Origin of the sequence: Streptomyces katrae (assembly GCF_000717655.1) — a bacterium.
GTDB classification, from domain to species: Bacteria; Actinomycetota; Actinomycetes; order Streptomycetales; family Streptomycetaceae; genus Streptomyces; species Streptomyces katrae_B.
In genome coordinates, this window is record NZ_JNZY01000002.1 from 187,980 (window position 1) to 206,829 (window position 18,850).

At 73.2% G+C, this 18,850-nt stretch carries 13 protein-coding genes; 6 read left to right on the top strand and 7 right to left on the bottom strand.

The window, feature by feature from the left end; all coding sequences use genetic code 11:
- Positions 1–61: 61 nt before the first annotated feature.
- Positions 62–799: a DUF305 domain-containing protein gene (locus IF09_RS0103095; RefSeq protein ID WP_030291586.1), complete on the bottom strand. Its 738-nt coding sequence runs from the start codon at positions 797–799 to the stop codon at positions 62–64.
- Positions 796–1,449, bottom strand: a complete 654-nt coding sequence (locus tag IF09_RS0103100) for a DUF3105 domain-containing protein (protein WP_030291588.1) — start codon at positions 1,447–1,449, stop codon at positions 796–798. Before IF09_RS0103100 ends, IF09_RS0103095 begins: the two co-directional genes overlap by 4 nt.
- Positions 1,450–2,024: 575 nt before the next feature.
- On the opposite strand from IF09_RS0103100, the gene IF09_RS0103105 reads away from it, so the two are divergent.
- Positions 2,025–3,386: a glutamine synthetase family protein gene (locus IF09_RS0103105; RefSeq protein WP_030291594.1), complete on the top strand. Its 1,362-nt coding sequence runs from the start codon at positions 2,025–2,027 to the stop codon at positions 3,384–3,386.
- A gap of 73 nt (positions 3,387–3,459) precedes the next feature.
- On the opposite strand, the gene IF09_RS45435 is transcribed toward IF09_RS0103105, so the two are convergent.
- Positions 3,460–3,921 (bottom strand): hypothetical protein, encoded by a 462-nt coding sequence (locus IF09_RS45435; RefSeq protein WP_030291596.1) that lies wholly within the window; start codon positions 3,919–3,921, stop codon positions 3,460–3,462.
- Positions 3,922–4,372: 451 nt separating this feature from the next.
- Here IF09_RS45435 and IF09_RS0103115 point away from each other — a divergent pair, with 451 nt between their 5' ends.
- Positions 4,373–5,041, top strand: coding sequence for a hypothetical protein (locus tag IF09_RS0103115; RefSeq protein ID WP_051832051.1), 669 nt, complete (start codon positions 4,373–4,375; stop codon positions 5,039–5,041).
- Positions 5,042–5,075: 34 nt separating this feature from the next.
- On the opposite strand, the gene IF09_RS0103120 is transcribed toward IF09_RS0103115, so the two are convergent.
- Positions 5,076–7,175 carry a PIG-L family deacetylase gene (locus IF09_RS0103120; protein ID WP_030291600.1) on the bottom strand — a complete coding sequence of 700 codons (2,100 nt, stop codon included), beginning with the start codon at positions 7,173–7,175 and terminating at the stop codon, positions 5,076–5,078.
- A 207-nt stretch (positions 7,176–7,382) separates the two neighbouring features.
- Positions 7,383–10,301, bottom strand: coding sequence for a PIG-L family deacetylase (locus IF09_RS41560; RefSeq protein WP_158709901.1), 2,919 nt, complete (start codon positions 10,299–10,301; stop codon positions 7,383–7,385).
- A 538-nt stretch (positions 10,302–10,839) separates the two neighbouring features.
- On the opposite strand from IF09_RS41560, the gene IF09_RS0103130 reads away from it, so the two are divergent.
- On the top strand, positions 10,840–13,827 hold the full coding sequence (locus tag IF09_RS0103130; RefSeq protein WP_030291603.1) for a bifunctional [glutamine synthetase] adenylyltransferase/[glutamine synthetase]-adenylyl-L-tyrosine phosphorylase: 2,988 nt from the start codon (positions 10,840–10,842) through the stop codon (positions 13,825–13,827).
- Between the two features lie 119 nt (positions 13,828–13,946).
- Here the strand turns inward: IF09_RS0103130 and IF09_RS0103135 are convergent, their stop codons facing one another.
- Entirely contained in the window at positions 13,947–15,179 is a 1,233-nt protein-coding gene (locus IF09_RS0103135) for an esterase/lipase family protein (RefSeq protein ID WP_234320876.1), read from the bottom strand.
- Between the two features lie 177 nt (positions 15,180–15,356).
- Positions 15,357–16,157: a hypothetical protein gene (locus IF09_RS0103140; protein ID WP_037633807.1), complete on the bottom strand. Its 801-nt coding sequence runs from the start codon at positions 16,155–16,157 to the stop codon at positions 15,357–15,359.
- A 409-nt stretch (positions 16,158–16,566) separates the two neighbouring features.
- On the opposite strand from IF09_RS0103140, the gene IF09_RS0103145 reads away from it, so the two are divergent.
- Genes IF09_RS0103145 through IF09_RS0103155 form a run of 3 tightly spaced genes read left to right on the top strand, consistent with a single transcriptional unit; the run spans position 16,567 to position 18,850 of the window.
- Entirely contained in the window at positions 16,567–17,415 is an 849-nt protein-coding gene (locus tag IF09_RS0103145; RefSeq protein WP_030291609.1) for a helix-turn-helix domain-containing protein, read from the top strand.
- Positions 17,412–17,669, top strand: a complete 258-nt coding sequence (locus IF09_RS0103150; protein WP_030291611.1) for a DUF397 domain-containing protein — start codon at positions 17,412–17,414, stop codon at positions 17,667–17,669. Before IF09_RS0103145 ends, IF09_RS0103150 begins: the two co-directional genes overlap by 4 nt.
- Positions 17,666–18,850 (top strand): hypothetical protein, encoded by a 1,185-nt coding sequence (locus IF09_RS0103155; protein WP_030291613.1) that lies wholly within the window; start codon positions 17,666–17,668, stop codon positions 18,848–18,850. The genes IF09_RS0103150 and IF09_RS0103155 overlap by 4 nt, the downstream gene beginning before the upstream one ends.

The window sequence follows — 18,850 nt, forward strand, 5'->3', positions numbered from 1 at the left end:
GAGGCCGGTGGTGGGAGGGCCTGATGAGGGCGCCCTCCCACCACCGTACGGGCGTGGCCCGTCACCCGCGCGGCGCAGCTCCGCGCTGTTTCAGCATGTCCGCCATGAGGGTGAGCTCCGACTGCTGCGCCTCGACCATCCCCCGGGCCAGATCCCGCTCGGCGGGGGTCTTGCACTGCGCCGCACAGCCCTGGGCCATCGCGACCCCGCCCTTGTGGTGGTCGGTCATCAGCTGGAGGTAGAGCACCTCCGCGTCACGGCCCTCGGCGGCGCCGAGCTGTGCGAGCTCCTCCTTGGTGGCCATGCCGGCCATCAGCGCGCCGGGCTTGGCGGCGGCGCCGCCCATGTCGTGGCCGGCCGTGTCCTGGCCGCTCGTGCCGTGCCCGCCCGTGCCGTGCCCGCCCGCGTCGTGCCCGGCGTGGCCGCCGTGCTGGTCTGCGGACCCCATCCAGGACATCGGGGGCTCGTCGGCCACCACCTTCGGCAGCCCCCACAGGTCCAGCCAGCCCAGCAGCATGCCCCGCTGGTTGGCCTGGGTGTTCGCGATGTCGTACGCGAGCCCGCGCACCGGCTCGTCCTTGGTGCGGTCCCGCACGATGAACGACATCTCCACCGCCTGCTGGTGGTGCACCGCCATGTCCCGCGCGAAGCCCGCGTCCGGCGAGTGGAGGCCCGGCGCGCGGCCCGACGGGCCGGAGCCCTCGCCGTCGCCGTCGCTCGCGGCGGTGACCGTGGCCGCCGCCGCGAACAGCAGCGCGAGCAGGACGGCGGTCCCGGCCGCCCAGTACGTACGGGTCACTTCTCGGCCAGTCCGCTCGTGCAGGCCGCGCCCGGCTCGGGGGTCTGCGGGCCCTGCACGTACTTGGTGAAGAACTGCGCGACGCGGGGGTCGTCCGCCTTGTCCACCGTCAGCTGCTTGCCCCAGGCGCTCAGCATGATCGTGCCGGCCTGCTCCTTGACCGGGCTCATCAGCGTGTACGGGGTCTTGGCCACCGTCCCGGCCAGCCTGTCGACGTCGCCCTTGGCGGCCTTCTCGTTGTACGTCACCCAGACCGCGCCGTGCTCCAGCGAGTGGACGGCGTTGACCTCGGGGACCGGGTTCTTGTAGACGTCGCCGTTGCAGTTCATCCAGCGGGGGCTGTGGTCGCCGCCGACCGGCGGGTTCACCGGGTACTTCACGGGGGTGTCGACGTGGTTGCGGCCCAGCGACTTCGCGTCCCAGGTCTGCTCTCCGTTCACCGGGGCCTTGAGGGCCGCCACCCTGGCGTCCTCCTTCTGCTGCTTGTCGATCAGCACCCATGCGCCGAAGCCGATGAGCCCGGCGGCGACGGCCACCGAGACCGTGATCGCGATGGCCGCGTTGCGCCGGTCGCGGGCCCGCTCGGCGCGGCGCATCTCGGCTATGCGGGCCTGGGGGGAGTTGCTGTCGTACGGGGTCCTGCTGGCCATGTGCCCTGAATCCTTCTGCTGAGGGGGGTGGAGGGATGGATCCGGTGGAGCGCGGTACGGCGCCCCCGTCAGGTCCGCAGCACTTGGAGGGCGTGGAGGTCAGGGGCCCGGGCGAGCGTCCCGTGCGGCCGGGCCGGCCCGCCGCCGGCGGCGCGCCCGACGGGGTCCGGGGCGGCGCCCGCCACGGTCACGGCGGGGGGGGGGGGGGGGCGCGCGCCCGGGGGGCCGGGCGCGAAAGGGGGGGCGCCCGGGCTGCCCCCCTTCCCCGCAGGCGCCCCCGGCGGCAGGGCCGGCCCCGCCCCCCGCCGTGACCGTGGCGGGCGCCGCCCCGGACCCCATGACGGCACGCCGAGGCGTCCGACGCCCTGCGCGCCCGCGCCGCATGTGCTCCCAGCCCCCCATGGCCGCAGATGGTAATGCTCATGACGGGCCCGAGGTCAGTGCGGGGGTGCCACGAGGTTTCAGAGGTGCGTAATGTGGCGGAAACCACGGCTGGCGATACTGGGCCCGCCCGACTGTGCCCCCGCCCTCGGGGGAGGTGGTGCACAGGCCGTCTGAACTGCGAGGATGAAGGCATGGACAAGCAGCAGGAATTCGTCCTCCGGACGCTCGAGGAGCGCGACATCCGGTTCGTGCGCCTGTGGTTCACCGACGTACTGGGCTTCCTGAAGTCCGTCGCGGTCGCCCCCGCCGAGCTGGAGCAGGCCTTCGACGAGGGCATCGGCTTCGACGGATCGGCCATCGAGGGCTTCGCGCGGGTCTACGAATCCGACATGATCGCCAAGCCGGACCCCAGCACGTTCCAGATACTGCCGTGGCGCGCCGAGGCCCCCGGGACCGCCCGGATGTTCTGCGACATCCTGATGCCGGACGGGTCGCCGTCCTTCGCGGACCCGCGGTACGTCCTCAAGCGCATCCTGAACAAGACCTCCGACCTGGGCTTCACCTTCTACACCCACCCCGAGATCGAGTTCTTCCTGCTGAAGGACAAGCCGCTGGACGGGACCCGCCCGGTGCCGGCGGACAACTCCGGCTATTTCGACCACACTCCGCAGAACGTCGGCATGGACTTCCGCCGCCAGGCGATCACCATGCTCGAATCCATGGGCATCTCGGTCGAGTTCAGCCACCACGAGGGCGCCCCCGGCCAGCAGGAGATCGACCTCCGCTACGCGGACGCGCTCTCCACGGCGGACAACATCATGACCTTCCGCCTCGTCATGAAGCAGGTCGCGCTCGAACAGGGCGTCCAGGCCACCTTCATGCCGAAGCCGTTCTCCGAGTACCCCGGCTCGGGCATGCACACCCACCTCTCCCTCTTCGAGGGGGACCGCAACGCCTTCTACGAGTCGGGCGCCGAGTACCAGCTCTCCAAGGTGGGCCGCTCCTTCATCGCGGGCCTCCTGAAGCACGCGGCGGAGACGGCCGCGGTCACCAACCAGTGGGTCAACTCGTACAAGCGCATCTGGGGCGGCTCCTCCCGCACGGCCGGCTCCGGCGGCGAGGCCCCCTCGTACATCTGCTGGGGCCACAACAACCGCTCGGCCCTGATCCGCGTCCCGATGTACAAGCCGGGCAAGACGGGCTCCTCGCGGGTCGAGGTCCGCTCGATCGACTCGGGCGCGAACCCCTACCTCACCTACGCGGTCCTCCTCGCGGCGGGCCTCAAGGGCATCGAGGAGGGCTACGAACTCCCGGCGGGCGCCGACGACGACGTCTGGGCCCTCTCCGACGCGGAACGCCGCGCGATGGGCATCGAACCCCTCCCGCAGAACCTCGGCGAGGCCATCTCCCTGATGGAACGCAGCGAACTGGTTGCCGAAACCCTCGGCGAGCACGTCTTCGACTTCTTCCTGCGCAACAAGAAGCAGGAGTGGGAGGAATACCGCTCGGAAGTCACGGCCTTCGAACTCCGCAAGAACCTCCCGGTCCTGTAAGAGCAGGTCAAAGCCCCTGCGGGCCGCGCGACACTCCGGGCCGGTGGTCACTGACCACCGGCCCGGAGTCGTCTCATTCCCCCTGGGCCGTCTGTGGGCCGTCGGCCGCAGATGCCGGCGGCGGGTGCGGCCCGCCGCTGGTCCTGGGCGTCGTGGTGATCTTCTTGACGACACCAGGGGAACCCCCGTCACCCCCGGAACCTCCCCTGGCGAGCAGGCCAGCACCCCCTCCACCCCCGGAACCTCCCCCTCCCCCGACGAGCTCGCCAGAACCTCCCTTACCTCCGGCACCTCCACCTCCACCGATGAGGCCGGTGGGCTCGTCGTTGGACTGCTCGTTCTTGTGGATCGTCTTCACGGTCCTGGGCGTCTTGGTGATGGTCTTGACGGTGCGCGGCCTGTCGGTGTCGGTGGTGACGCCCGAAGGTGCCGAGGTGGGAGCGGCGACGGCGGTGGAGGTGAGTGAGGCCGCTCCGCCGGCCAGGAGGGTGGCGATCAGGATGGGGGCGAGGCGTCGGGTCCTGGTGACGGCCATGGGGAGGGGCTCCTCGGGTCGGGGAACGTGGGGGTGGGATGTGGTGGGCCGGAGTTGCCCGTCCACCGTTCTTCGGCGTCATCCGTCACTCCATTGCGCCCCACGCACGGGCCGGGGTCACGCCCCGGAAAGTCGGGACTTGACAAACCCGGAGGGCGGTCCTTCATGCCCTTCGCCGTGACGGGCAGACGCCGGGCACCACCGGAAGGTCTGTGGGCCGTCGAAGGCTTGCCCATGGCTCCACATGGCGACCGCTGAGGACCACTCGATCTCTGCTTCTCCGCAGTCATCGAGAGTCATCCCTTGGTCCGGACGGAAGTCAGTGAGATCCTGCGCAACAAGAAGCAGGAGCGGGAGGAGTACCGCTCGGAGCAGGGCCCTTTCCGGGGCCGGAACACCACTCAGGGCCGACGGCGCGACGCCGTCGGCCCTGAGGTGCGAGGACGCGCTGATGACCGTACACACCGTGACGCCGCTCGACGGGGCGCTGCCTGCGCCCGAGCGGGTCTGGTACGCCTCCTACGGATCCAACATGCACATGGACCGCCTGGCCGCGTACATCGCCGGAGGAACTCCCGTCGGCGCGGCGCGGACCTATCCGGGGTGCCGGGACCGGCGGGCGCCGGAGCGTTCGCTCGCGGTCGAGCTGCACGGCCGGCTGTACTTCGCCACGGAGTCCGCCGTGTGGGGCGGCGGCCGGGGGCTGTACGACCCGACGGCTCCGGGGCGGATGCGCGGGCGGGCGCACCTGGTGACGGTCGGCCAGGTGTCCGACATCGCCGCGCAGGAGATGGGCAACGAACCCGGGACGGACCTCGACCTCGCGACCGCCCTGCGGCACGGCCGCGACGAACTGGGGCCGGGGCGTTACGAGACGCTGATCTGCCCCGGCACGATCGAGGACATCCCCGTGCTGACGTTCACCGCGCCGTGGACCCTGCGGGACGTCGACGTGCTGCCGCCCACCGCCGTGTACCTGCGCTACCTCGCCGGGGGACTCCTGGAGTCCGGCCCCTGGGAGGAGCAGGACATCGCCGAGTACCTGGCCGGCTGCCCGGGCGCCGCCGGCCACTGGACGCCCGAGCAGGTACGGGAGCTGCTGGTTTCCGGGAGTTGCTGACGCCCGGCCTCCACCGGTGACCGGCCGGCCCGGGTCACTTCGGGGGGACCGCCCGGTGCCAGGTGGTGCGGGCCGGGTGGGCCGGGTCCGGGGTGGCCGGTGGGGTCGTGGTGATGTGGAGTTCGGCGTCCAGGCCCAGGACCGCCGTCGTCGTCGCGCCCGCCGGTTCGAGGATGCCGGCCGGGGCGCCGGCGAAGAGCATCTTCGACTCCGTCCATGCGGGCGGGCCGCCGAGGCCCGTCGTACTGACCGTGCCCGTGTCCGCGCGGCCCGACAGCAGGCGGCCCGCGACGCCGACCGCGCCGTAGCCCGCCCGGCCCCCGGCCTCCGAGACGCTGGAGACCTGCGGCTTGCCGGAGCCCGCCGTGACCAGGGCCGTACGCACGACCCCCGAGTCGGGACGGCGGAAGTAGAGCCGGATGCCCGCGCCCTCCGGCGCCGCCGACAGCGGGACCGTGGTGGCCGGCAGGCCCGTCGGGAAGGGTCCCTCGAGAGGGGCCCCCGGCGCCGGCTGGGTCCAGGCCAGGACCGACGTGGTGGTGGTCGCGTAGACCTGGCGCCGCCCGGCGGCGTCGACGGCCGTCACGGGGTCGCTCTGCAGGTCCTCGCCGCCCAGGCGCTGCCAGGGGCCGAAGGCGCCGCTCGGCTGCTGTTCGCGGGCGCGCAGCGTGCGGCGGGAGTCGCGGACGTAGACGGCCAGCCGGCCGTCCGGGGTCACGGCCGCCGAGGGCGCGCTGATGGAGGAGGTGCCCTCCTCGTCGGCCCCCTCGGGGGTGCCGAGCGACTGCCACGGTCCGAACGGGCCGTCCGGCGCGGACTGGACGGCGTACACGATCTCGCGCCGGTAGTCCGCGGGCCCCGGGCCGAAGCTCGTACGGGTGGCGAGGACTGCCGTGCGGCCGTCGGGGAGGCGGGCCGTGCTCGCGCCCGGGTCGATGCCGGTGCCCGGGAGCAGGACCGGGCCGGTCCAGCCGGCCGGGCCGTCCTGCCTGGTCCAGACGGCCATCTGTCCGTCCAGGGCGGCGAAGGCGTAGAGCCGGCCGGGGGCGCCCGCCACCAGCCACGAGGTGGTGTCGGCGCGGGCGTAGCGCAGCGACTGGGCCCAGTTGCGTCCGGTGGGGCTGCTCGCGACCTTGCGGTCGCCGCAACCGGAGGGGCTGCCGCAGTAGTTCTGGTGGTCGTGCCAGGCGTACGTCTTGAGGAAGTTGATCTTCGTCTCGGCCGTCTGCGGGTCCAGCGCGTGCGGGAGGGTGCCGTTGTGGTAGCCGAGGTAGTTCTGCACCGAGAACCGCGGACGGTCGCCGACCTGGGCGGCGTACGCGGACGTGGCGGCCTGCACGAAGCGGGCGCCGTACATGTGGTCCTGGTGGTCGGTGTACTTGCCGGTGTCGTGGTACCGGCCCGGCGTCGGGTCCTGCATGCGTATCGTCGTCGGCTTGTAGACCCCGAGCAGCCCGGCTATCGCCTGTATCACCTGGTCCTTGGTGTACGTGTACGGCTGCTTGACCGGGCTTCCGGAGGACAGCTGCGCGCCGAGCGCGGGTATCTTGCCGTGCCACAGGCCGCGCAGGCTGTCCGGGTTCTCCGCGGTGGGGTTGCGGGCCTCGCGCAACTGCAGCCAGACCAGGTTGACCTGCGGCCGGGCGATCAGCACGTCGAGCTCGGCCTGGCCGCCGCCCGCGGTGGGTATGACCGTGCGCTTCCACGCGCCGGAGCGGTCCCCGGTGGCCATCTGGGCGTACGCGGCGCGGATGCCGTTCTGCCGCGCCTCCGCGTAGTGGGCGCGGTCGGCGGGCTGCTCCGGGTCCTTGGCGCCGGCGCCGTTGGCCTCGTTGCGGCCGTCGGCCTCGCCGGAGGTCAGGTAGACGGTGGTGAGTTGGAGTCCGGCCGTCAGCGACCGGCTGAGGTCCGGGTTCATGAAGAACAGGTCGTCGTCGGGGTGGGCGACGACCTGGACGACCGATCCGGACGTGACGCTCGCCGGGAGCGCGACGGCACGGGACCCGGTGCCCTGTTCCTGGGTGGCCTCGGCCGACGTCTGCTGGCCGGTGGCGACGGCGAGCACGCCAGTGGCACCGACGGTGAGTACGGGAAGGAGGGCCGCGAGGAGGAAACGGCGACGGGGAATCGGCATCGGTCACGCCTTGGGGTCGTTCCGGGCGGGAAGAACGGCAGTTCAGTCAGCTCAGTCAGTGAGAGGCCAAATCGGGTGACTTGGTTCACCGTTGTGCGCGATGACTCGTGCTTTCCGAAAACGACCGGATGCGATTGTGGCGTGTGAGCTTCTGATCCGCGCATGTGCCCGGGATGTGGACGCACTTGGTCCGCCGGCGGAGGATCCTCAGCGGCCCGTGTTCCGCGGACCCACCGGAAGCCACGGCGCCAGGTGCGCGTTCGCGTCGTCCGCCGAAGACGTCACGTACAGCCGCGCGTCGAGCCCCACCACCGCCAGGCTGACCGTGTTCCTGCCGGTCGTCGTGGACGAGGGCGCCCCGACGAACATCAGCGGCGACCGCTCCCACGGCCGCCCCGACCCGAGGTCCGAGCCCAGCTGACCGCCCGCCGAACGCCCGGCCAGTACGTGCCCGCTCGCCGCCACCGAGCCGAAGCCCTGGAGCCCGCCGAGGTCGGTGAGGTGGTTCACCTTCAGTCCACCGTCGCCCGTCACCAGGGCGGTACGGACGTTGCCCGAGCCCGGCTTGCGGAACCACAGCCGCACCCCGCCCTCGCGCCCCTCCGCGGTGAGCGGCAGCGTCGTGTCCGGCAGCCCCGTGGGCGTGGCCGGGCCCAGCGGCGCGCCCGGCTTCGGCTGCGCCCAGCCCAGCACCGACTTGGCGGTGGCCGCGAACACCATGCGCCGCCCGGCGCCGTCCATGGCCGTGACCGGCGTGCCGTGCAGGTCGGCGCCCCCGTACGGGGACCACGGGCCCCAGGTGCCGTTCGCGAGCTGCACCCGCCCGCGCAGGGTGGACGCGCCGTCGCGGACGTACGCCGCCAACTGGCCGGTGCCGTCGACCGAGACGGCGGGGGCGCTGATGTCGGAGGTCCAGTTCTCGTCGGCGCCCTCGGGCGTGCCCAGCGACTGCCAGTCCCCGAACTCCTCGGAACCGGGGCCCTTCTGGACGACGTACCCGACCTCGCGCCGGTAGTCCGTGGGCCGCGAGCCGAAGGAGGTGCGGGTGCCGAAGGCGGCGATCCGCCCGTCCGGCAGGGTGACGGTGGAGATGCCCGGGTCCATGCCGGTGCCGGGCAGCAGGCGCGGACCGCTCCAGGCGCCGATCGGGCCGGACCGGTGCCAGACCGCGACCTGGCCGTCGAGCACCTTGAAGGCCCACAGGCCGTGCTCCTTGTCGGAGGTCAGCCAGGAAGTGCCGGTGCCGCGGGCGTAGTTGACGGTCGAGGTCCAGCCGTTGCCGGCGGGATGGTCGGCCACCTTGAGATCGCCGCAGCCGGCGTCGCTGCCGCAGTGGTTCTGCCGGTCCAGCCAGGCGTAGGTGTCCAGGATGTCCAGCTTCGCCTTGGCCTCGTCCGGGTCCAGTGCGCTGGGCAGGGAGCCGTTGGAGTAGCCGAGGTAGTTCTGCACCGCGAAGTGCGGGCGGTTCGCGGGGGCGACGTCCTTCGCGTACGCGGCCAGGGCGGCCTGCGCGAAGCGGGCTCCGTAGAAGTGGTCCTGGTGATCGGCGTACCGCTTGTCGGGGAACCGGCCGGGGGTGGGGTCCTGGGCGCGGACCGTGGTCGGCTTGTACTGCTCCAGGATTCCGGCGACGGTCTGGACGAGCTGCTCCTTGGAGTACGAGAACCGCTGCTTGACCGGGGTGCCGGAGGAGAGCTGGGCGCCGAGCGCGGATATCTTGCCGTCCCACAGGCCGTGGAGGCTGTCGGGGGTGCTGTCGTAGACGGTGCCGGCCTCGCGCAGCTGCAGCCAGACGAGGTTGACCTCGGGCTTGGCGACGAGGACGTCGACCTCGGCGTGGCCGCCGCCCTTGGTGGGGACGGCGGTGCGCTTCCAGGCGCTGCTGCGGTCGCCGGTGGCCATCTTGGCGTAGGCGGCGCGGATGCCGTTCTGGCGGGCCTCGGCGTAGGCCGGCTTGTTGGGCGGGGTGGAGGCCTGCTTGCCTTCGGTGGCGTTGATGCCGTCCGCCTCGCCGGCGGTGAGGTAGACGGTGGTGACGGGGTGGCCGGCGGCTATGGAGTACCGCAGGTCCGGGTTCATGAAGTACAGGTCGTCGTCGGGGTGGGCGACGATCTGCAGCACCCGGCCGGGGTCGGGCGCGTCGGCAGCGGCCGCGGGGGCCGGCGTCCGGTCGGCGATGCCGCCGCGCGCCTCGCCGGCGCGCAGCACGAACACGCCGCAGGCGACGATGGCGGCACAGAGCCCCACCCCCTTGACGACCCGCCGCCCACGCCGTTGCCCGCGAGCTCCCGAGGCTCCGGCGCCGCCGCCGGCACGGCGGGAGCCGCGGCCGCTGCCCGAGCCGGAGCCGGCTGCGTCGGCGGTACGGGAACGCCGTGCGGTCCGGCGGTTGCCGGGTGCCGGGGGTTCGGCGTTGCCGGTACGGCGGGCGGCCCGCCCGGCGGGCTGGTCGGCGAGGGCCCCGGCCGCCGCGCCCGCGGGGCCGGTGCCCCGCGAGCGGCGGCGTCCGCCGGGCAGCCCGGAGCGGCCGTCGCCGGGGTCGGCGTCGGCCGGGTGGCCGGTGGCTGCGTCGGCGGGGTCGGCGGTACGGGAACGCCGGGCGGCTCGGCGGTTGCCGGAAGCGGGCGGCTCGTCGGTGCCGGAACGGCGCGCAGCGCGTCCGGTGGGTCGGGCGTCGGCGGTGGCGGCGCCGGGCGCGGCATGCGGGACCGGGCCGTCCCAGCTCTCGGCCTCGCCGGCGGCGGGTATGCCGGGTCCCGGATGCGCGTACGCGCCGTCCCCGCCGGGGCGGCCCGTGGCCCCGGACGGATGGCCGTGCCCCGCAGCTTCGGGCCCCGCCGGGCCGGGACGGCCGGACCAGGCCTCGGCCGAACCCGCCGGGCCGGGGTGCCCGCCGGGGGCCGGCCGCCAGTCGGCATGCAGCGGCGAGCCGCCCTGCCGGGCTCCGCTGCCGAGCGCGGCGGACGGTACGTCAGATCCGGCTGCGCCGGCCGGAACCCGCGACGGCTCCCAACTCGGCCCGCCCGGCTGGGCGCGTGACGGGTCCCAGCCGGGGCCGCCTGCATGCGGCTGCGCGGGATCCCGAGCCGGGCCGCCCGTCTGCGGCTGCCCATACTGCGGCGCCACCAGGTGCTCGGCCGGTCCCGCCGACAGGTGCCACGACGGGTCCCCGAACGGTTGCGCCGACGGGTCCCACGACGGTCCGCCCGGGCCGGGCTGTGACGGGTCCGCGGCCGGTCCTGCCGACGGGTCCCACGGCTGTCCGCCCGGCCAGGGCTGCGGCGACGGGTTCGGGCCCGGTCCGGCCGGCGGGAGCCAGGCCTGTCCCGCCGGTGGGCCCCAGGCCGGGCCCCCCGGGCCCCACGAGCCGCTGACCTGCCCCGGGTCCGGCGACGGGCCCGTCTCGTGGGGATGCCAGGGGCCCGGGGCCGGGGGTCCGTCGGGCATGCGGGTCCTTCGGGGCGGGTTGGGCGGGTCGGGCGGGGAGCGGGTCCGACGGAGGGGCAAGTAAGCGGAAGGTACGTTCCGCATAAGTATTCGGATAATCCGATAATCCGCCCCATGATACGGGTCCACCCACGCCGGTGAGTCGAACGCCTGCTCCGGCTAGGCTCCTTCCAGGCAGGCTTGGGCAGTGGCGGCGACGTACGCGGGAGGCGGCGGGATGACAGTCCCGGGACGCAGGAGCAGCACCTTCATCCGGCTGCTGCGCAGCGGCTTCACCGACCCCTCGGCCGCGGCCCGGCTGCTCGACTCCGACGCGCTGGCCTCCGTACGCACCGACCCGGTGCTCCTCGACGCCCTCGGGGCCACCGCCGATCCCGACCTCGCCCTCCTCGGGCTCGTCCGGCTCGCCGAGGCGCAGAGCGACGACGAACGGCCCGTGCTCCTCGACACCCTCGTCAGCGCCAAACCGCTGCGCGACCGCCTCCTCGGCGTACTCGGCGCGTCCGAGGCGCTCGCCGACCACCTCGCCCGCCACCCCCGCGACTGGCACGCGCTCGTCACGTACGAGGCAGCCGATCTGCACCCCGGCCTCGCCGAGTTCGAGCAGGGGCTCGCCCCGGCCCACGACCCCATCGCCCTGCGCGTGGCCTACCGCCGCTGCCTGCTCTCCATCGCCGCCCGCGACGTCTGCGGCACCATCGACGTCGCCCAGACCGCCGCCGAGCTCGCCGACCTCGCCACCGCGACCCTCCGCGCCGCCCTGCGGATCGCGTCCGCGGCCGCCCCCGACGACGCCGCCGCCTGCCGGCTCGCCGTCATCGCCATGGGCAAGTGCGGCGGCAACGAGCTGAACTACGTCTCCGACGTCGACGTCATCTTCGTGGGGGAGGCACCGAGCGGCGCCGACGAGGGCAAGGCCGTCCAGGCCGCCACCCGCCTCGCCTCCCACCTCATGCGGATCTGCTCCGAGACCACCATCGAGGGCACCATCTGGCCCGTCGACGCCAATCTGCGCCCCGAGGGCCGCAACGGCCCCCTCGTCCGCACCCTCGCCTCCCACCTCGCCTACTACCAGCGCTGGGCCAAGACCTGGGAGTTCCAGGCCCTGCTCAAGGCCCGCGCCGTGGCCGGCGACCGGGACCTCGGCGCCCAGTACATCGACGCCATAACGCCCCTCGTCTGGCAGGCCGCCGAACGCGAGAACTTCGTCGCCGACGTCCAGAAGATGCGCCGCCGCGTCGTCGACAACATCCCCGCCTCCCAGGTCGACCGCGAGCTCAAGCTCGGCCCCGGCGGCCTGCGCGACGTCGAGTTCGCCGTCCAGCTGCTCCAGCTCGTCCACGGCCGCAGCGACGCCGGCCTGCACTCCGGCACCACCCTCGACGCCCTGCACGCCCTCGCCGCCGGCGGCTACGTCGGCCGCACCGACGCAGCCCAGCTGAACGACGCGTACCGCTTCCTGCGCGCCATGGAACACCGCATCCAGCTCTACCGGCTGCGCCGCACCCACCTCGTCCCCGAGGACGAGGCCGACCTGCGCCGCCTCGGCCGCTCCCTCGGCCTGCGCACCGAACCCGTTGCCGAGCTCAACAAGGCGTGGCGCCGGCACGCCTCCGTGGTCCGGCGCCTGCACGAGAAGCTCTTCTACCGGCCGCTGCTCGACGCCGTCGCCCAGCTCGCCCCCGGCGAGACCCGGCTCTCCCCGCGCGCCGCCGGCCAGCGTCTCGAAGCCCTCGGATACGCCGACCCGGCCTCGGCCCTGCGCCACCTCGAGGCCCTCGCCTCCGGCGTCACGCGCAAGGCCGCCATCCAGCGCACCCTGCTCCCCGTCATGCTCGGCTGGTTCGCCGACTCCGCCGACCCGGACGCCGGCCTGCTGAACTTCCGCAAGGTCTCCGACGCCCTCGGCAAGACCCCCTGGTACCTGCGCCTGCTCCGCGACGAGGGCGCCGCCGCCGAGAACCTGGCCCGCGTCCTGTCTGCCGGCCGGCTCGCCCCCGACCTGCTGATGCGCGCTCCCGAGGCCGTCGCCCTGCTCGGCGACCCCGAAGGGCTGCAGCCCCGTACGCCCGAGGCCCTGGAGCAGGAGGTGCTCGCCGCCGTCGGCCGCGCCGACAGCGCCGAAGTCGGCGTGGCCGCCGCCCGCGGGGTCCGCCGCCGCGAGCTGTTCCGCACCGCCGCCGCCGACATCATCGGCTCGTACGGTACGGAGGACAGCCCGGCCGAGGAGGACCCCGGCGCCCTCGTCGACCGGGTCGGCAACGCCGTCTCCGACCTCACCGGCGCCACCGTCGCCGGAGCCCTGCGCGCCGCCGTCCGCGGCCACTGGGGGGAGACCCTCCCGACCCGCTTCGCGATCATCGGCGTCGGCCGCTTCGGCGGCCACGAGCTCGGCTACGGATCCGACGCCGACGTCCTGTTCGTCCACGAACCCCGCGAGGGCGTCGACGAACAGGAAGCCGCGAAGGCCGCCCAGACCGTCATCGCCGAGATGCGCAGGCTGCTCCAACTCCCCACCGCCGACCCGCCGCTGCTCATCGACGCCGACCTGCGCCCCGAGGGCCGCTCCGGCCCGCTCGTACGCACCCTGGCCTCGTACGCCGCGTACTACCGGCGCTGGTCCCTGACCTGGGAGAGCCAAGCCCTGCTGCGCGCCGAGCCGGTCGCGGGCGACGCCGAGCTCGGCGCCCGCTTCATCGAGCTGATCGACCCGCTGCGCTACCCGGCGGACGGCCTCGGCGAGGACGCGGTCCGCGAGATCCGCCGCCTGAAGGCCCGCATGGAGTCGGAGCGCCTCCCGCGCGGCGCCGACCCCACGCTCCACACCAAGCTCGGCCGCGGCGGTCTCAGCGACGTCGAGTGGACCGTGCAGCTGATCCAGATGCAGCACGCCTGGTCGGAACCCGGCCTGCGTACCACGCGGACCCGCGAGGCCCTGGCCGCCGCCCATGCGGCCGGGCTGATCCCGGCCGAGGAGGCGCAGATCCTCGACGAGGCCTGGGTGCTCGCCACCCGCGTCCGCAACGCGGTGATGCTGGTCCGCGGCCGGGCCGGGGACACCTTCCCGTCGGAGGCCCGCGAACTGGCCGCCGTCGGCCGCTACCTCGGCTACGCGGAGGGCACGGCCGGCGAGCTGCTCGACGACTACCGCCGCATCACGCGCCGGGCGCGGGCGGTGGTGGACGACCTGTTCTACGGGGCCTGAGCGGTCCGGGACCCCGGCGGCGGCCCGGCGCACGCACGCCGGGAGGCCGCCCGCCCGGCGCAGAGAGATCCGGGGCGGGCGGCGGGATCACCGGTTGGATCAGTGGTGATGACGCTGCGTCATCGCGGAAGCCGCTCGATGATCCATTCGCACAGCTCCTGGGTGATCGCGGTGTGCGGGGTGGTGGCCGAGGACCAGAGGAACTCGTCCAGCTCGCTTTCGTTCGGGTCGAGCGAAGCGACCTTCGCGTACAGGTCCTCCTGCTTGTCGATGTTGCGGATCGCCACCGCGCTGACGGTCGGGACGAAGCAGATGGCCTCGTGCCGCAGGTCGGCCTTGCCGCCCTTCGCCTCCAGCTCGTCCGCCACGATCTTGTAGGAGGCGAGGGTGCCGCCCGGTGCGCCGTCCAGCTCGGGGAAGCCGCTGGTGGTGACCTTCTTGGAGGCGGGCGGGAGCAGCCGCTTCAGCTCGGCGACCGTGACGTTCTCGCCGGCGGCCTGGGTGTAGAAGGTCGTGCCGGGGAAGGCGATCAGGCCGGTGCTCTTCAGTGCCATCTCGCCGGGCGGGATGCTGAGGCCCATGCCGTCGCCGGTGCCGTTGGCCACCGCGATGGTGCGCGGGATCCGCGGCCAGCTGCCCATCCGGTCCAGCTCCTCCAGCAGCTCTGTGCGCAGCGGGTCGATCCCGCTCTTGCCGGTCTCGCTGTCGTAGTGGCGCCAGAGCATCTGCCGGGCCGCCGGGCTGTTCATCTGCCGCGCGAAGTCGTTGGCCAGCGGGATGAAGTGAGCGAACGCCTGCAGGCCGATCGGGATCACGGCGCCGCGGTGCGGGGTGTCGTAGGAGAAGTACAGCTCGGTCTGGTGGTCCATCCGCTGCATTTCCATCTTGGCCAGCGCGTAGCGGGTGATCAGGCCGCCCATGCTGAATCCGCCGACGGTCAGCCGGTCGTCACCCACGCGCTCCCCGAGGGTCTGCTGGATCGCCGCCATCACGGTGCGGGCGTTGTCCTGGATCCGCGCGGTGCGCTCGTCGAACCCGACCAGGATCACGGTGCGTCCCTGCTTGCGCAGGGCGGTCAGGAACTTGTACTTCCCGCCGTCCAGGCCCTGGGCGAGCCACTGCAGATCGCTTCGGCCGAGGTTGAACCCGTCGGCCATGATCACCGGCTTGGCGACGTGGTCGGTGCCCTCGCCGTAGTAGACCCAGGCGAAGCCGTTCGGCAACTCCCACTCCGTGTCGCGCTGATGGACGGGGACCGTGACGGGCGGCGGCGAACTCAGCGGGGTCGCCGCGATCAGCTTGCCGCTGATCTGTTCCGCCTGGGCGTCCTTGTCGTTCTGGGTTCCGGGCACGGGTGTCTCCTTCTGGCTGCGCGCACGGCTCCGCAGTCCGGCCGGGCCGGACGCAGGGCGGTGCGGGGCGAGGGGTGATGACGCCAACATCATCTGTGCACGGAATGTAATATGTCGGTTACGCAGCGCAACATTCGCTCGTTAGGGGGGTCTCTCGACGGCTACGTTTGAATCGCGCTAAGCCGCGTCTGCCGAGGGGGTGCAGCCCCGGCAGCGGCCCGGGGTGGGGGAGCGGAAGGCGCGGTCGCAGCCGTCGCAGGTGCGGAGGGGGTGGATCTCGCGGTCGGGCGCCACGGGACGGGCCCCGCCGGGGTCCGGCAGCCGGGGCGGCAGCAGCTCACGCAGGCGGTGGGCGAGCAGCGCGGCCGGGGAGTGGATGGCCACCGTCGGCAGCGAGCGGGTGAGGGCGGCGGCGACGGCGCTCGGGGTCAGCCCGCGCTCCAGCCACACCGCCGCGGCGGGCGCCAGTCGTACGGTGTCCCGTTCGGACAGCACGAGCCGCGGATCACGAAGCCGCAGGCGAGCCAGCAACTCCCGGGACCGGAGCTCTGCTTCGGAGATGGCCGGGGCCGGTTCGGGTTCGGGTTCCGGCTCAGGCTCCGGGTCGGGGTCCGGAGCCTCCGTCCGGGCCGGTGCGGGTGCCGTTGCGGGGGGCGGGACAGGGCGCTCCGCCGCTTTCGGGCGCCTGGCGGGAGGGTTGTTGTACGACACCGTACGGGTGACGATCTGTCCCGAAGGGAGCCGCTCCCGGGTACGGGAGAGGTAGCCGTGGGCTTCCAGCTCCCGCAGGGCCGAAGCGATGCGGGTCTCGCCCTCGGTGAACCGCTGCGCCAGGGCCTTGATCGACACATCGGCGCCGGTGGGCAGGGACTGGATGTACGTGGACAGGCCGATCGCCGTCAGGCTCAACTCGCTGTGCTGGGCGAGGTGGTTGCCGATCTTGACGTAGCGCTCGGGCTGCCGGTCTTTCTCGTGCATGACGCCGGGCCTCGGAATGCGGTACGGAGCGCGCGACGGCGCGCTAAGCTGCTGTTCAGCCACGGGAAGGGTCCTGTCTTCCTCAGCGGCGAGGCCCTCGGGCGGGATTGCACTCCCGCACGGGGGCCGTTCGCGTTTATGGGGTTGTCGAGAGACAGACTGCCCGGTGATTTGGCATATGCGCCAGCCGGGTTGGGGTGATTCACCCGACCGGGTGAGAGGGGGAGGGGGGAGGTTGGGAGAGGTCATTTCCCCCGGTTGTTTGTCTTTAGGCGTCGAGCGTTTCCGGATATTGGCCCACCGGGTCGTGGAAACCGCGATCCGGTGAAAACGGATTTCCTGATTCACGCGACTCGGCGTGGCCACCCGTGCGTAGCCTGAAGCGAGTTGCAGGCCGGCGGAGGTGGCAGTGAGCGCAGAGGGTACCGACGAGTCGAGCTGGGCACTCGACCCGGAGGACGAATCCGGGGCGGTCGTCGCGGCGGTGGGACGCCAGTTGAAAATGTGGCGGGAGGCGGCCGGACTCGACCGATCCGCTTTCGCTGAACAGATGGGCTACGGGGCGGACCTGACCCGCAAGATCGAGAGCGGGACCCGTATTCCGCGTCCGGAGTTCCTGGACAAGGCGGACGGGGTTCTCGGCGCGGGCGGGAAGATCGCCGCGATGAAGGCGGACGTCGAAAAGGCCCGCTATCCCAAGAAGGTCCGGGATCTGGCCAAGTTGGAGTCCGAGGCGGTGGAGATCGGGTCCTACGACAACGTCGTGGTGACCGGCCTGCTCCAGACCGAGGAGTATGCGCGGGCGCTCTTCGGGCTCAGGCGCCCCGGGTTTTCGGAGGACGAGGTCGAACGCCTGGCCACGGCGAGGCTGGCGCGTCAGAAGCTCCTCCAGCGGCATCCGGCGCCGCTGCTGACCGTTGTGCAGGAAGAGGCTGTCCTGCGACGGCCCATCGGGGGCAAGATGGTCTTGCGCCGCCAACTGGAACACCTGTTGGAGGTCGGCCGGTTGCGCACCGTGGAGATCCAGGTCATGCCCACCGCGGTCGAGGAGCACGCCGGTCTCGGTCCATCGTTCAAGGTCATGCGTCTCAGGGACGGAACGACGGTCGGGCACACCGACGTTCAGCTGGCCAGCCGCTTGATCATCGAGCCCAAAGAGGTCCAGATCCTGGACATGCGCTATGGCATGATCCGGGCACAGGCTCTGACGCCTCGCGAATCTTTGACGTTCATCGAGAAGGTACTGGGGGAGACATGAGCATCAAGCCGTCGGCCGAGGGCCTCTCCGCACTGACCTGGGTCAAGAGCAGCTACAGCACGGCCGACGGTGCCGACTGCGTCGAAGTCGCCTGGACCAAGAGCAGCTACAGCACCAACGACGGACCCGACTGCGTCGAGGTCGCCCGGACCCCCGGGACCGTCCTCGTCCGGGACTCCAAGCGGCCCGACGGCGGCCGGCTGGCCGTCGCCCCCGCCGCCTGGGACGGGTTCGTCGCCTACGCGACCGCGTGAGAAGCACGGGTTCGGCCGTCAAGGCCGTGGTCCGCTACCGGAGGCCGGGCCCCGAGTGCTGGGACGCCGTCGTCACGGCCGCCTGCGACGACACCCGTCACAGCTGGGACGCCGCCAAGGCGGTGGCCCAGGCCGGGTCCGCCGTCTCCGTGCACGCCGACCGGATCGCCAAGGCCCTCGACCAGCGGCCCGGGCGCGGGGACGAACTCGCCTCCGCCCTGGCCGGGGTGGGCGACCTCCGGGCGCTGCCCGCTCTGCGGCGCCTCGCGAAGGACGGCCACTTCCCGACCTACCGCACGCACGTCCGCGTCCTGGCCGCGCTGCCCGCCGCGGAGCTGCTCCCGACGATGCAGGCGGTGCTGCGCCAGGATCCGCCGAAGTACCACGCGAGCATCTCCGTCCTCGAACTCCTCGCCCGGTGGGGCCCGGCCTCCGCGGCCGCCCTGCCCGAGGTGCTCCCGTACCTGGAGGGCCCGTACGCCTACGACGCGCTGCGCGTCCTGGGCCGGATCGGCCCGGCAGCGGCCGTCGCCGCCGACCGGCTGGCCGACTTCGCAACCGGCCGCGCCCCGCGGGCCCGACGCCACCACCCGCGGCTGGCCGCCTGGGCGCACTGGAGGGCCACCGGCGATCCGACCCTCGCCCTCGACGTGTGCGGTGCGGCCGTGGGTTCCGGGAGCGCGAGCCACGGCCTGCCCTTCCTCGCTGATCTAGGCCCGCTGGCCGCCGCGCACGCGGAAACCGTGCGTGGGCTGATGGCATCGCCCGGGGCGTGGACACGGGTCGCCGCGGCGCACGCGTACTGGCGGATCACCGCAGACGTGGAACCCGCCGTACCGGTGCTGCTGGCGGAAGTGGACCCGCAGTGGACGGGCCTGCCGGCCCTCCCGACGCCGGAAGCGGTGCGCCACCTCGGCGAGATCGGCGCCCCGGCCGCCGCGTCAGCGCCCATGCTGCGCCGGATCCTGGCGGCGGAGGAGCGGCTGAGCCACCCGTACGAGAGCGTCCGGATCCTGATCGACGAGGCCTACGTCCGCACCCTCGCCGAGGCGTTGGCGAGGATCGGCGCGAGCGCGGACGACCCGGCAGCGGCCCCGGAGCCCGCGCCGGAGCCCTCGCCCGAGGCCCGGCGCGGGGTGCCGGGGCGATGGCTGCGGCCGCGCGGAGCCCGCACCCGCTGA